Here is a 13,803-nt window from a genome sequence, read left to right as displayed (position 1 = left end):
ATCGAAGCATCTGTTGGCAAGGGGCGATCATGATCCGCCCACGGGCACCTGCGCTTCCTGTTCAGGACCTGGTAGGCGCCACCCTCATCTTCTGGCCTCCCCTGCCATCCAGGTTCGCTGTGGCGGAGTTTCATAGCAATATGGTATGCCGATGGGAGATCTAGTCTGACGCCTACACAGACGAGCCACAGCAACGTTTGAACTTTCTTCCCGTAGAAGGCGTGCAAATACATGGGCGGCCCTTGGGGGGATGGTGGACGACAAGAGGAGCTATGCCGAAGACAAGACGACCACGCATCGCTGCGTCAATAATATGATCAGTACTCTCCCAACTCATGCCTTGGAGGTTGTGGCCAACCATCACGCCAAGAATGCCTTCATATGTCCGCTCATACCATGCTGGAAGAAAGCTAAGCGGGGCATTTGAGAGAACCTTCAAGTCGCGGGCAGAAACGTCTACTCGGCCGTTGTGTAACACAGCAAGGATCTCTGGATTCTGAACGGCGGCTACTAGTTCCGCTTGGATCTGCTTCGAGTGAGAGTCCAAACTCATGCGCGTAAATCCACGCTCAACCAGTCCATCTAGAAACGTATCAGAGGAACCGTCGCCATCCGCACTACGAGCTAGGTAGGGGATATCGATAATGAGGCTGGGAATCAGCGTGTCACCCAACGACATTAGGGCGCATTCAATCTCCATGTTTACTATGCCAGCCTGAGGGATCTCATCAATAGTCACGATCTCCGATGGGCCGCATCTAGAGTGGCTCAGTTTAAGCCATAGCAGCGAATCCTCTCCCCGATGCAAGAGCCGAATTAGATTCGCCTCCCCTCCCAAGGCGAGCGGCTGTCTGCAAACTATGCAGTTCTGACGCGAGACACTCATATGCTGAAGAGCGCCTTCAATATCAACTGGAGGTAGACTTTCTCGCACATCGCTAGAGATGTTTATTCGACGCCCAGGAAGCTGGTGCTCACTACCGAGGAACTGATAGGCCTCAGTGGGTGCAATGAGATCACGCCTCAGGAACGCGCCGGCTGGGGAGTGACCATTCTGACAGAGGAGCTCATTGACCTTTTGAGGAAGCTGTTTACCCGACAGGCCGTCACGCTGCACCTCAACGCCCAGAATCCGGAGGAGGGTCTTCCGCTCTGCATCAACGTCTTTGAGCTCCGCATAAATGTGCTGAGCGTTCTCTAGCAACTGCCGAGCCCTGTCTAGCTTCTGTCGTCCAACGTAAACCTGAGCCTGGTCAGTTCGTAGTACAGCAATCAGGTGCTTGTCGCCTAGCGAGGTAGCAATTCTTTCTGACTCGGCAAAGCGCTTCAGCGCTTCAGCTGAGCGGCTACTCTTAGCATGCTCGACCCCAATGCAACGGAGAATTGTTGCTTGCAATGATCGATCTTGGAGCCGACCTGCAAGCTTAAGTGCATTCTTATATCCCTCAAAGGCGTCCTCCGCTTGGCTAGAATTCGCTAGGCAGGTAGAAAGATTTACGGTGTGTGAGACAAGTAGACGCAGGTCGAGCGCATCGCTAGCGAGCTGAATACACTCACGATATATACCGGCAGCTCGAGCGAATTCGCCTTGACGAGCTAACACGTTAGCGAGCACACCTAATGACTCTGCAATGCCAGGGTTAAGCCCTATAGTCTTTGACCGTTCCAAGGCATCCTCTGCTTCTGCAATTGCCTCATCGAACATTCCACGGCTTGAAAGTATCGTCGCGAGCTGCCTCTTTACTGCAACAATGGAGATCGATGTAGAACCAGCCCCAAGTTCCGACTCTGCCAGACGAAGTTCTCGGAGTGCATCCTTTTGTCGCCCCAAGCGGAAATATGCATAGCTGAGCGACACGCGCGTTTCCGCGGTATTCGGATTTGCTCTCATGTTCCGAACAAGCGTTAGAACCCGCTCTAGTGTCTGGGCTGCTCTTTCCCATTCCCCTTGATGTGTCCAATATTTAGAGAACTGCTGTAACGCTTGTGTAACTAGGAATGAGTTCTCGGAATCTTCAGCCACACGCAGAGCTCTTGTGAGAGCCTCTTTGGCAGATTCAAGCTCGCCCACGTTCAGCCAAAGTGTCCCGAGGTTTGCTAGTGACACAACGATGGCCTGAGAATCGAATAAGGTTTCTGCGAGATCAAGGCTCTTTTGATAATATTCGGCTGCTTCCGCTGGTCGACCTGTAGCGTGGAAGAGTCCGCCAATGTGACTAAAAGAGGTCTGCTGACCAGCTACCTCTTCCAGTTTTTCGTAGAGTTCAAGTGCCCGCTGGTACTCGCATAGCGCACTTCCGGTGTCGCTCAGCGCTTCGGCAATTCGTCCTTTGAGCAGGTGGGCCCCGGCCTCACCTGATGGATCAGTGGCAGCTATGTGATCACGGAGAGCCATGTCTATGAATGCGTGCGCCTCATGTGGCCTTTCCAGTTCGAGGCAAACCAGCCCGAGGTTAGCGAGAATAGCAGCGCGAAATGCCAGGTTCGTGGCGTCTTTGACGATCGCAAGGGCGTGCTGTAGAAGCTGCTCTGCTCTTTCGGGCCGACCAGTCCTTAGCATACAGTCCGCTAGACCCGAGAGCGCGCTTGCTATACCTTCCCTATTTCCAGTCTGGCGAAGAGACTTGAGGATCAGCTTGTATAGTTTTGCGGCCTCGTCAGGCTGAGACTCCGCCTGGAGCTGTGCCACATGATGGAGGGCCTCGATCGCTAGGTTTGTGTAGCCGGATTCGCGCGACAGCTCGAAGGAATCGTGGATGGCTGACTGGCCCGCAGAAACTTCACCCAGCCTCACACGCGCGTGACCAATACTAAGCAGAGCACGTGCTTGCCACCAGCTGTTCAAAGTTTCTGCTGCAGCTGCCAATACGAGCTCGTTCATGCGAAGAAGCGCTCTCCAGCGACTGCGCGCGCGAAGTATGGGATCGGCAGAAAATGCTAGCTCTGCAGCAAGATTCCATTCACAGATATCTACAGCCTGCTGAGCAACTTCTAGGCAGTTCGCGAGGTCCTCATTTGTGGTGATCTCCATAATTTCGACGGCTATAGGTGACCCGTCCTGCTCATTGCTTTTCTGGGGGTTTATTTGCCCTGCGAGCTCCATTGCGAGCGCCACGTAGGCTTGGCAGACAGCGATAGTTACTTTATGTTGCGCCTCTGTTGCCTCGTCTTCAAGAAATAGCGCTGATGCATAGCTCAGCACTAAGTCGTGTATGCGGAACCGTTCGACACCTACATGTTCGACCAAGCCTTGCTCGACGAGCTCATCGAGCAACTCTTCTGCATCAAGATCGGTGAAAGTTGCCGTCGCAGAGATAAGGGCATCAGTCGCTGCAACTGCAATGCTCGCACTGATATTACCTGTCGGATGCGAGCCTAGCGCGCGGAACGCACATGCCGAATCGACCGCTAGATCTGTGTAGCTCATCTCGAAAGCAGCCCTAATCGAGAGCTCGCCCACCCGCAGGCCCTTCAAACGCTGCTTTTTATCGGTGAGGGCACAAATCATTTTCGCGACTGTCAGGTTCGGTCGTGCAAGAAGCTTAGCCGATATCAAGTGAAGCGCGAGAGGTAGCCTTCCGCAAAGCTCCGCTAAACGGTCCATTTGATCTGGAGGCAGGACTCGAGATTCACCGACCCTTGCCGAAAGATATGCTGTTGCAGCTGATTGACTGAGTGTCCCAATGTGCTGATGGTGCACGCCAGGTGTTCGCAATCCACTCAGCCCCGACCGGCTTGTGCACACTAAGAGAGATCCGTCTGGAATGGGGAGCATTCCTCGCAGTTGCGCTTCTCTTGTGACATTATCCACCAATATGAGTATTTGGCGTTTAGATAAAATAGAACGCACAAGCCCGATTCTGCCGGTGACCGACTTGGGAATCTGTGATCCCCGCTGGCCTAGCGACAGAAGAATTAACTCAAGTAGGTCTTCGGATTCTCCTCTCCTCTCGGTATTTTCGAGTTGAAGATAGATCTGACCGTCTGGATACTTTTCGGCGATTGAGTGAGCGAACGTTAGAGCTAACGTAGTTTTTCCCACCCCAGGAGAGCCGACTATGGCTACGGTGGTAACCATGCCCGTCGGTGGGGATAATGAGGCGATCCCGGCTGTGAGTTCTTCTAACTCATTTTCGCGGCCTATGCAGAGTGCCGGCCTCTTGGGCAGTGGAGGCGCTGAAAAAGGTGGCTCGTTTTCAGATAGATGTACGTTAACACTCTGAGCGTGACCTATAGATACGGCATTATCTATGTGAGCATGGGCGCCCACTACTATCCCGGCATCCATTGATGACCACATAGCGAAGACCGGCTCTTCACCGTCCGATGATGCAGGACCGCGCGATTCCATCCTCGAAACCATCCACATTACTCAGGTTTAGAAATTGACATCCTGTTCAACATTTTCGATGTGGACGGCCTTTTCCACAGTGGAATTGGGTCCAATTACTATGCCAACTGATTGTGCTACGCCAACAGCTTGTGTGCCGATCTCTACGCGCACGCCCGATGCGCGATCAGCTTCCTCCAGCATCCTTCGGATGTCGGCCGCGAGGCTTGAGTCAGCGGCCAGCGCCTTGCGAATATGGATGCGGAGCGTCGATTGTAGATCCGAATCACTCGGGTCGTCTGCGAGCTCGACCACCGCCGTGGGCGCATCCTCACCCTCCGGAGTGACACCGAAGATTCGTTGCAACATCCTTCGGCCCCATGTGACCGTGACATCTGCGGCTTCGTCCTGCGCCCTGGCCAAGACGGCCCCACCGTAGGCAGCCACTGCGGCGCCCATGTAGGGCCATGCCTGGCCGACCAACGTGGGAAGGTCCCCAATCATTGCCAACCCCTCACCGAAAGCGTCCTCGAACTGCGCGCCTCGCGCGTCGACTGTAATTGGGAACTGGGTTGTATGTCCGTGAATGCCAAAAGAAGGAGGTGCGCCCTGCTCTGGCAGTCGTCCACAGCAGTGATCAGGTACCAGGCAAGCCACTCCACAAGCTGAGTCCCCAGTGGGGTGGTCGCCTCGCGGCCATAGAGCCCATCGGCAGCGTATTCGGAGAATCACCGGCTACGATCTTTGCGTCGGTTTGTTCCCTATGGTCGAGATGCGTATTAACCGATTGGCGCGGTTCATTGTGGCTGTCGGGCGCGTGGGCGGTGCTGGCCGCGACCGGCCGAAGAGCCGTAGCGCGGCCAGCGACCGCCCTACGCGCGGCGAGACGCCGCAGGCGGGTCGCGCTGAGTAGGCCCGGGGCGCGGTGTCGGAGTTTCCTCCGGTCCGTTTCCCCGGACCCCTCGCCGAACCCGCCGTGCGACTCTCATCGCAACGGGCTCTCCACGGTCTCTGTCGTTAGGTGGGGGTAGGACCCCAAAGGTTGGGGATCTTGCTGCCTCGGTAGCAATATCGGATGATCGGGATCGCTGCGAGGCGCTTCAGCTCGATCTCACCCGCGACGATCGGTAGCCATTGCCCAGTGGGCGTGGTGAACCGTCGGCGGATGTCCTTCCACCTCCAACGGTGCCGTTCGCCCAGCATGCGGATGACTCTCCACCAGGTGAAGTTGTCCAGCATGTCGAACACTGTCTGTGCGACGGCGTGTTTGAAGCAGATGGCCCAGCCGTGCATGATCAGATTGAGTCTTCTCAGCACGTGTTCGAGGTCCTGCTGTGACGTTCTGCGCGTGAGGGCACGGATCTTGGCCTTCACCGACCGGATGGCCCGGTGGGAGATGAAGGTGTAGACGTACCACTTGTCGGTGCCTTGCTTGCGGCGCCACTGGATGCGGAACCCCAAGAAGTCGAACGCCTCACTCATGTGCACGATGCGGGTCTTGGACTCCGAGAGTTGCAGACCCAGCGGGGCGAGCACATCAGTGATCTCTTCGTGCAGGGTGTGCACGTCGTCGCGGGTGCCGTGCACGAGCACGACGAAATCGTCCGCGTAGCGGACGATGCGCCAGTTCGGCATGCCCTTGCGGCGGCGGTGCACGCGTCGGCTGTGGGTGCTCATCGTCCCGTTTTCCTTCCACGGGCCGTGCAGGTGCTCATCGAGCGCAGACATGGCGATGTTGAAGATCAACGGGGACAGGGTGCCCCCCTGCGGCGTGCCGGTGTGGGTGTTCCTGTGTTCGCCGAGTTCGGTGAGGATCCCGGCCTTGAGGAACGCCTTGACCAGCGCCAGGACGCGTTTGTCCTTCACTCTTGCCCGTATCCGGTCCATCAGGGCCGGGTGTGAGACGTTGTCGAAGGCCGCCTTGATGTCCGCGTCCAGCACCCACCGGTATGCGCGGGTGCCGAAGTAGTGGATCTCGGCGATTGCGTCGTGGGCTCGCCGCCTGGGCCGGAACCCGTAGGAGACCGGCTCGAAGGCGGCCTCGAAGATGGGTTCCAGCACCAGCTTCAGCGCCGCCTGGACAACCCGATCGGCCACTGTGGCGATCCCCAGACGGCGTAGCTTGCCGCCCGCCTTGGGAATCGTGCGTCCCCGCACACCGCGGCTGAACGGCAAGGTCGAACGCTCACACCGCATCGACGCCGAAGAGTTCTACCGGATGCTGGACGGTGTCGTCATCGACGACGCCGAGGTCTTCAACGACAAGCTTCGCGAATGGGAGGACTACTACAACTACGATCGACCCCATGGCGGCCTCAGCGGCCAGACCCCCTACGAACGCCTTAAGCAGAAGACTCAGACCCAGGCGTAAACGATCAACGTCAGTTGCACAAGGCAGGCGAACTTTATGTGGTCGCCCTCTGCGAAGCGGAGAACACCGCGACGTCCCTCGGCCGGTTCCGGCTCGCCGGGGACGAGGTCAGGACGGCTGTCCGCACGTGACCGGCGGCGCGGGCCGCGCCTTCACTTGAGCGGGTCGTGCCCCCAGTTCATGAGGGAGTATCGCCAGCGGGTCTCCTTCACGTCCCCGGACGGCCGCTGCGTCAGATGGCGGCGGACATAGCCGATCACCTTGCGCATGTGGGCGTAGTCGTCCTCTCCCAGGTCGTCCTTCCGCTTCCGCAGGATCTCGATGATCCGGCGGCCGGACCGGTGGCCTGTCGACTCCTCGCCACCTGACTTGTCCCCGACGCTCTTGGACTCCTCGGTGTCCAGCCAGCGTTCCAGCTCCGTGGCCGTCATGTTGACCGCCTGGTCGAAGTCCGAGGTGATCTGCTCGCCGTCGTCAGTCATGGCGATCCTTCCTGCGCAGCGCCGACTGCTTGTGCACGGCGGTCTTGCCGCTCTTGTCACTGCGCACGAGATACTGCGGATCGTCGGCCGAGGCGTCCACGGTACGGCCCGCTTCCTCGGTCCGCTCCGTGATCTTCTTCTCGACCCTGCCCGAGGTCGACGAGCCGTGGCTCTCCCACGTGACCTCGTCACCCACGTCGAGGTCGTCCTGCCTGCGCTTGTCGGTCATGGCCGCCCCTTACCCGTACCCTTTCGAAACCCATCGTGCCGGGCTCGAACCCGGGCGCTTCGCTGGATCGGATCGCCCTCAACGATCGACGGGGCGCCGTGGTCGATGGCCGGTGTTCAGCCGGTGGTTACTCGCCGATTGCCACCCCGGCCCGGTGCCCGGCGAGAGCCGGCGCCGGGCTCCGGGGCGGCTGCGAGCGGTTCCACGCCTCCGCCGAGTTCACCCGCGCTGCCCGGAATCCGGAATACGGCGTCGAGCCCTGAGGGGAGCGCGGGTCACGGGTGGGCGAGGACGAGGACGAAGTCGCCGGTGGGGTCGATGTACTGGCGGATCATCCCGAAACCGGCCGTCAGGAGTTCCCTGCGCAGTCCCTCGGTGCGGAACTTGGCGCTGATCTCGGTGCGGATCTCCTCTCCGGCCGCGAAGGAGATCCGCAGGCCGAGGTCGCCGATCCGCACGCGCATGGCGCGGCTCGCGCGCAGCCGCATCTCGACCCACTCGTGCCGCGCGTCGTACAGCGCGACGTGCTCGAAGGCGTCCGGCTCGAAGTCGGCGTCCAGCTCTCTGGCGATCACGCGCAGGACGTTCCGGTTGAAGGCGGCGGTCACCCCGCTCACGTCGTCGTACGCCGCGACCAGCCGGTCGGCGTCCTTGACCAGGTCCGCGCCGAGCAGGAAGGTGTCGCCGGGGCGGAGCGTGGCGCGCAGTTCCTTCAGGAAGACCTCGCGCGCCGCCGGGGTCAGGTTGCCGATGGTGCCGCCGAGGAAGGCCACCATCCGCCGTCCGGTACGGGGCAGCAGGGCGAGGTGCGCCTCGAAGTCGGCGCAGACCGCGCGCACGGTGAGGCCACGGTAGCGGGAGGCGAGGCGGTGCGCGGCCTCGCTCAGGGTGGCCGCGTCGACGTCCACCGGCGTGTAGGCGCGCAGCGTCCCGGCCGCGGAGAGGGCGTCCAGCAGCAGGACGGTCTTCTCGCTCGTCCCCGAACCGAGTTCGACCAGGGTGTCCGCGCCGCCGCGTACGGCGATGTCGAGGGCCTCCCTGCGCAGGATGGCCAGCTCGCGACGGGTGGGATAGTACTCGGGCAGCCGGGTGATGCGGGAGAACAGCTCGCTGCCCGCCTCGTCGTAGAACCACTTTGGCGGCAGCCACTTCGGCGTCGACGTCAGCCCGGCGCGGACGTCGTGTTCGAGTGCCTGCCGGAGATGGTCGCGGCCGAGATGGTTGACCAGGCGGATGGTCGGCTCACTGACGGTCACTGGGCCTCCTGGATGTGTGGGGGCCACGATCCCGCTCGCCGGTCCGTGGCCGGGTGCTGTGCTTTTCTCGTGGTCTCGTCCCGCCCGGTCACAGCGGCTGGACGCTCACTCCGTCGGGTGAGGCGAGGACCAGGGTGTGATCCGGTACGGCCTGCCAGCCGGGCCGGTCGTCCAGCGGCTCGCTCGCGACGAGCACGCCGTCGCGCGGGTGGCCGTCGAGGCGGAGGAAGAGCGTGTCGCCCCAGGCGGTCGCGGCGATCGACGCGCCGTCGCAGGCGAGGAGGTTCAGGCGGGCGCGGGAATCCTTCAGCCCGGCGCGGGTGACGACCTCCGCCAGGGCCTCGCCGAGCGGGTCGCCCACCCGCCGCCTGGCGAACACGGCGGCGGCGAGCCACGCGGAGTCGCAGGAACTCTCCGCTTCGTCAGCGAGCTCCCTCACCGTCTCTCGCGAGACGCGGCCGTTGTGGCTGAGCAGCCACGGCCCGTCGGCGAAGGGCGCGGTCGCGCTCTCCTCGATCGGCATCCCGGCACTGGCCGACCGTACGCAGGCCAGCAGGCAGCCGGAGCGGGCCGTTCGGGCGAGGCCCGCCAGGTTGGCGTCGGCCCAGGCGGGGATCGTCCGGCGGTAGCGGACCGGCTCCGCGAGGGCGTCGTACCAGCCCATGCCGAAGCCGTCGGCGTTCAGCCTGCCGTGGCGCTGCAGGCGCGGGGCGTAGGACTGCCGGAGCAGGCCGTTGACCGGCTCGTGGATCAGCGAGGCGAGGGTGCGTGGAGCGCCCAGCCAGGACGCGTGGCGGCACATCTAACCGCGCTCCGCAGGACGCCCGGTAAGACGTTCCGCGAGGCGCTCCGCCGGGCGTTCCCGGTGGCGTCCCGGCGAACTTCCGGGCGGACCTTTCGGGGAGTCCCCTGAAGATCGGGGCGTGGAGCGCCTGGCGGAGTGGCCGGGGGAACGCCGCGGGGAGTGTTCGGGGGAGGCCGAGCGGGCGCACCGGAAGCCGGCGAAGATCTGCCTGCGGGCCGGGCGGTCCCAGTTCCTGAACGTGGTGCGGACCACGGCCGGGTCGGAGGCCCATGACCCGCCGCGCAGCACCCGGTAGCGGGCGCCGAAGAACACCTCGCTGTACTCGCGGTAGGGGAAGCTGCGGAAGCCCGGGTGGGGCAGGAACCACGAACCGGTCCACTCCCACACGTCCCCGATCATCTGTTCGGCGCCGCAGGGACTCGCTCCCAGCGGGAAGGCGCCGAGCGGGGCCGGCCGTGCCGCCCGGTGCCCGAGGTTCGCCACGCCGGGGCCGGGGTCGTCGTCGCCCCACGGGTACGTCCGGGCCCGACCGGCCTCGGCGTCCCAGCCGCAGGCCTTCTCCCACTCGGCCTCGGTGGGCAGTCGCTTTCCCGCCCACCGGGCGTAGGCGTCGGCCTCGTACCAGCACACATGCTGCACGGGTTCGTCCATGGGCACGGGCTCGGTCCTGCCGAAACGGCTACGCCACCAGGTGTCGCCGTCCCTGGTCCAGAACAGCGGGGCGGAGGCGTGGTTGCGCCGCAGCCAGCGCAGGCCGTCCGGGGACCACCAGCGGGGGTCGTCGTAGCCGCCGTCCTCGACGAAGTCCGCGTAGGCGCGGTTGCCGACGGGCAGTCTGTCGATCCAGTAGCCGGGCAGGTCGAGCCGGTGGGCGGGGCGCTCGTTGTCGTAGGCCCACGGCTGGGTGTCGGTGCCCATCATGAAAGGCCCCGCGGGGACGAACACCTCCTCGGAGCCGGGCGCTCCCGCGGGAGGCAGGTCGCCGTCGCGGACCAGTCTCGGCCGCCCCGACAACTGCAGGGTGGCGAGCATCGTCTCGTCGTGCTGGTGCTCGTGCTGGATCACCAGGCCGAAGACGAAACCGTTCCTGCGCAGCGGGTCGGGGTCGTACGGGTCGACCGTGTCCAGGACGTCCAGCACCCGGCCGCGCACCCCCTCGATGTAGCGGCGCGCCTCGGCCGGCCCGAGGATGGGCAGGGACGGGCGGTCGGCACGCGGGTGCTTGAAGGCGTCGTACAGGTCGTCGATCTCCGGGCGGAGCGGGGTGATCCCGCCGACCTCCCGCAGCACCCACAGCTCCTCGTAGTTGCCCACGTGGGCCAGATCCCACACCAGAGGTGACATCAGCGGCGAGTGCTGCCTGACCAGCAGGTCGTCCTCGGCGTCGGTGTAGGTCGTGGAGCGGTTCCGCGCGGCGGTCAACTCGGCGGCGATCCGTTCCTTGAAGTCGCTCATCGGGTCTGTCCTTCCTCGGCCAGCCAGCCGGGCAGACGTTCCGCCGATCCCGTCACCAGATCGAGCAGGTCGGCGGCCGGGGACCGGCCGGGTGTCACGTGGCGGTCGGCGAAGGCGGCCACCTCGCAGACCAGGGCCGGGGTCGCCCTCAGCCGGGGCAGCGCGCCGAGGGCGGCGCGGAAACAGACGTCGGCGGCTCTGCGCAGCCGGGGCTCGGCCAGGCCGTGGCGCGCCGCCGACGCCCACATCCCCGCGCACGGCCCGGCCGCGGCCAGCGCCGCGTCGGCCGCGCGGTCGTCCGTCACCAGGGCGTGGGTGACCGCCGCGCACACCGGCCAGATCGCCGGGTGCTGGGCGTCGAGGTAGCGGATCTCCAGCCAGCCGCGCGGCCGTACGGGCGGGAAGAGCGTCGTGGCGTGGTAGCTCAGGTCCGCCAGGGTCGGCGGGTGTTCCGGCGAGGCGAGCCGGTCGCGGAAGGTCGAGCCGTCGAGAACCGGACGGTAGGACTCGGTGTCCTCACCGTCCTCACCGTCCTCCCCGTCTCCGCCGGTGTCGCGGTCGGTGTCGCGTACGGCCATGAGGCGGGCGTCGAGCAGGTAGTCCGTCCACGCGGCGCCGGGGTCGCGGCTCACCGGGACGGCGGCCGTGCGCGTGCGGTCGAGCCGCTCCCACACCGCCTGGCGTCCCGACATCCATCCGCACGGCCGTCCCTCGCTGAGCGGCGAGTTGGCGAAGGCCGCCACGAGGACGGGCCCCAGCAGGTGGGCGCGTTCCCAGCGGGCCGCGGGTCTGTCGCCCAGGTCCAGGTTGACCTGGACCGACGCCGTCGAGCACATCATCAGCGCCCCGTACGGGGTGCCGAGGAAGCGCGCCATCACCTCGTACCTGGGCAGGCGCAGCTGCCGCCTGGGCGGTCGCAGCGGGTCGAGACCCACCCCGCCCAGCACCAGGCCGGCGTCCCGCAGTGCCCGGCGTACCGCGTTCACGTCGGCGCTCAGCAGGGCGATCGCCTTCGGCAGCGAGCCTGGCGGTCCCGAGAGCTCCAGCTGCCCCCCGGGTTCGTAGGTCACCAGGCTCCCTCCGGGGAGCGGGGGCAGGGCGTCGGTGATCCTCGCCGGCGGAACCTGGCGGGCGGGATCCGTACGGTCGAAGACCAGGAACTCCAGCTCGACACCCACCCGGTCGCCGGGGGAGCCGAGGAAACAGCGTCGTGCGAAGGTCTCCACATCCGCGGCGTTCCGGATAAGTGTGTTCTCGGTCGCCAGACCGGTCATCCTCATCCCCTTTCGCCTTATATGTCCATTTAGGTATGGATTTATAGAGCCGCGAAGGCTCAGGCGTCAGGGGGAGTGGAGGGCGTCGAGGCGCGCGAGGTCGCGGCGTCTCGTCCGGCCTTTCGGTCGTCGCGGCGCCCTCCTGGACGGAGGGCGCCGGAGAAATGGTGGCTCTGGAGGGGAAATTCCCGTTCTAGCCTAGTTCGACACCTTTTGGTGAGTTACGCGCAGTATTTGACGGTGTCAGCCGGGGTTCTGTGCGGGGACGGTCGCGCCGGTGCCAGGCTTCTCGGTCTTCGGCTTCTCGGCCTCCGGCCCGCCCGTGCCGGGCCCGCTCGTGTCCGGCGCGCCGGTGTCGGGTTCCCGGGGCGGGTCGCTGAGCTGTTCGCGGATGTAGTTCCACACCACGGCGATCAGGGCGGCGACCGGTACGGCGAGCAGGCTGCCCACGATGCCCGCGAGGTTGCCGCCCAGTGTCACCGCGAGCAGGATCACCGCGGCGTGCAGGCCGAGGCCGCGGCTCTGCACCATGGGCTGGAACACGTTCCCCTCAAGCTGCTGCACCGCGACGATGATGGCGAGCACGATCAGCGCGTCGGTGAGGCCGTTGGACACCAGCGCGATGAGGACCGCGACGAAGCCGGCGAACAGGGCTCCGACGATGGGGATGAACGCCGAGACGAAGGTGAGGACGGCGAGGGGGAGGACGAGGGGCACGCCCACGATCCACAGGCCCAGGCCGATGAAGACGGCGTCGAGCAGGCCGACGAAGGCCTGGGAGCGGACGAACGAGCCGAGGGTGTCCCAGCTGCGGGTGGCCACGGCCGGGACGTCCGTGGCGAGGCGGCCGGGGAGCTGGCGGGTGAGCCAGGGCAGGAAACGCGGGCCGTCCTTGAGGAAGAAGAACATCAGGAAGAGCGCGAGGACGGTGTTGACCAGGCCGTTCACCACGGTGCCGACCCCGCTGAGGGTGGCGGTGACGATGCTGCCGACGCTGTCCTGGATGCGGGAGGCCGCGGTGTCGAGCGCGGTGCTCACCTGGTCGGCGCCGATGTTGAAGGGCGGCCCGGCGGCCCATCTGCGGAGTTGCTGGATGCCGTTGCCCACACCGGTGGCCAGCTCGCCGGACTGGGACGCCACCGGGACGGCGATCAGCACCACGGTGCCGGCGGCGAGCAGGAGGAAGAGCACGGTGACGGTCGTGGCGGCGAGGGTGGGGTGCCAGCCGTGCCGGCGCAGCAGGCGGGTCACGGGCCAGGTGAGCGTGGTGAGGAGCAGGGCGATCACGAGCGGCCAGAGGATGGACCACATCTGGCCCAGGATCCACAGGCTGACCGCGGTCATGAGCACGACGAGCAGCATCTCCAGGGAGATGCGCGCCGAGGTGCGCAGCGCGGTGCGGGTCTTGGTGGCGTTCAGCATGGCGGGCACGTGTTCACCCTAGACATGGTCGGGCCCACGTCAACGCGAGGCTCGGACCGAACCGCCCCTGATGGGGGGATCGGCACGTTTCCGCAGGTAGGGCGGGTATGTTCGGGAGCCGGTGGTGGGGAGACGGGGTAGCGTGCTCATATGAGCAAATTTTGGCTCATGTGTTGCCG

General features: G+C 64.3%; 11 protein-coding genes. 1 reads left to right on the top strand and 10 read right to left on the bottom strand.

Annotated features, from left to right (window positions below; all coding sequences use genetic code 11):
- Positions 1-172: 172 nt before the first annotated feature.
- The 3 genes from AB0B90_RS27175 to ltrA form a co-directional block, all read right to left on the bottom strand.
- Complete coding sequence (locus AB0B90_RS27175; protein ID WP_362925461.1) at positions 173-4,351, bottom strand: tetratricopeptide repeat protein; 4,179 nt, start codon at positions 4,349-4,351, stop codon at positions 173-175.
- Between the two features lie 27 nt (positions 4,352-4,378).
- Complete coding sequence (locus AB0B90_RS27170; RefSeq protein WP_362896915.1) at positions 4,379-4,699, bottom strand: hypothetical protein; 321 nt, start codon at positions 4,697-4,699, stop codon at positions 4,379-4,381.
- Positions 4,700-5,347: 648 nt separating this feature from the next.
- Positions 5,348-6,526, bottom strand: a complete 1,179-nt coding sequence (ltrA, locus tag AB0B90_RS27165; protein ID WP_362925459.1) for a group II intron reverse transcriptase/maturase — start codon at positions 6,524-6,526, stop codon at positions 5,348-5,350.
- Between ltrA and AB0B90_RS27160 the strand changes: the two genes are divergently transcribed.
- On the top strand, positions 6,429-6,701 hold the full coding sequence (locus tag AB0B90_RS27160; protein WP_362925457.1) for an integrase core domain-containing protein: 273 nt from the start codon (positions 6,429-6,431) through the stop codon (positions 6,699-6,701). The genes ltrA and AB0B90_RS27160 overlap by 98 nt on opposite strands.
- A gap of 152 nt (positions 6,702-6,853) precedes the next feature.
- Here AB0B90_RS27160 and AB0B90_RS27155 read toward each other — a convergent pair whose 3' ends face one another.
- From AB0B90_RS27155 to AB0B90_RS27125, 7 genes are all read right to left on the bottom strand, one after another.
- Positions 6,854-7,183 (bottom strand): DUF3140 domain-containing protein, encoded by a 330-nt coding sequence (locus AB0B90_RS27155; protein ID WP_350949233.1) that lies wholly within the window; start codon positions 7,181-7,183, stop codon positions 6,854-6,856.
- On the bottom strand, positions 7,176-7,412 hold the full coding sequence (locus AB0B90_RS27150; protein ID WP_350949232.1) for a DUF2945 domain-containing protein: 237 nt from the start codon (positions 7,410-7,412) through the stop codon (positions 7,176-7,178). Before AB0B90_RS27150 ends, AB0B90_RS27155 begins: the two co-directional genes overlap by 8 nt.
- A gap of 275 nt (positions 7,413-7,687) precedes the next feature.
- Positions 7,688-8,668 (bottom strand): L-histidine N(alpha)-methyltransferase, encoded by a 981-nt coding sequence (gene egtD / locus AB0B90_RS27145; RefSeq protein ID WP_350949231.1) that lies wholly within the window; start codon positions 8,666-8,668, stop codon positions 7,688-7,690.
- A gap of 88 nt (positions 8,669-8,756) precedes the next feature.
- Positions 8,757-9,470 (bottom strand): ergothioneine biosynthesis protein EgtC, encoded by a 714-nt coding sequence (gene egtC / locus AB0B90_RS27140; protein ID WP_350949230.1) that lies wholly within the window; start codon positions 9,468-9,470, stop codon positions 8,757-8,759.
- The gene (gene egtB / locus AB0B90_RS27135; RefSeq protein WP_362925454.1) at positions 9,471-10,928 is read right to left on the bottom strand and encodes an ergothioneine biosynthesis protein EgtB; all 1,458 of its coding nucleotides are present in this window, start codon (positions 10,926-10,928) and stop codon (positions 9,471-9,473) included.
- Positions 10,925-12,202 carry a glutamate-cysteine ligase family protein gene (locus AB0B90_RS27130; protein ID WP_362925452.1) on the bottom strand — a complete coding sequence of 426 codons (1,278 nt, stop codon included), beginning with the start codon at positions 12,200-12,202 and terminating at the stop codon, positions 10,925-10,927. The genes egtB and AB0B90_RS27130 overlap by 4 nt, the downstream gene beginning before the upstream one ends.
- A gap of 243 nt (positions 12,203-12,445) precedes the next feature.
- Positions 12,446-13,624 carry an AI-2E family transporter gene (locus AB0B90_RS27125; RefSeq protein ID WP_350949284.1) on the bottom strand — a complete coding sequence of 393 codons (1,179 nt, stop codon included), beginning with the start codon at positions 13,622-13,624 and terminating at the stop codon, positions 12,446-12,448.
- Between the last annotated feature and the right edge of the window lie 179 nt (positions 13,625-13,803).

The organism is Streptosporangium sp. NPDC049078, from assembly GCF_040648855.1.
Lineage (GTDB): Bacteria > Actinomycetota > Actinomycetes > Streptosporangiales > Streptosporangiaceae > Streptosporangium.
This window is presented reverse-complemented; position numbering and strand designations above follow the sequence as displayed.

Coding starts and splice junctions, on each gene's coding strand:
- AB0B90_RS27175 (WP_362925461.1), bottom strand. CDS start 4,351: ATGGAATCGCGCGGTCCTGCATCATCGGACGGTGAAGAGCCGGTCTTC.
- AB0B90_RS27170 (WP_362896915.1), bottom strand. CDS start 4,699: ATGTTGCAACGAATCTTCGGTGTCACTCCGGAGGGTGAGGATGCGCCC.
- ltrA (WP_362925459.1), bottom strand. CDS start 6,526: ATGCGGTGTGAGCGTTCGACCTTGCCGTTCAGCCGCGGTGTGCGGGGA.
- AB0B90_RS27155 (WP_350949233.1), bottom strand. CDS start 7,183: ATGACTGACGACGGCGAGCAGATCACCTCGGACTTCGACCAGGCGGTC.
- AB0B90_RS27150 (WP_350949232.1), bottom strand. CDS start 7,412: ATGACCGACAAGCGCAGGCAGGACGACCTCGACGTGGGTGACGAGGTC.
- egtC (WP_350949230.1), bottom strand. CDS start 9,470: ATGTGCCGCCACGCGTCCTGGCTGGGCGCTCCACGCACCCTCGCCTCG.
- egtB (WP_362925454.1), bottom strand. CDS start 10,928: ATGAGCGACTTCAAGGAACGGATCGCCGCCGAGTTGACCGCCGCGCGG.
- AB0B90_RS27130 (WP_362925452.1), bottom strand. CDS start 12,202: ATGACCGGTCTGGCGACCGAGAACACACTTATCCGGAACGCCGCGGAT.
- AB0B90_RS27125 (WP_350949284.1), bottom strand. CDS start 13,624: ATGCTGAACGCCACCAAGACCCGCACCGCGCTGCGCACCTCGGCGCGC.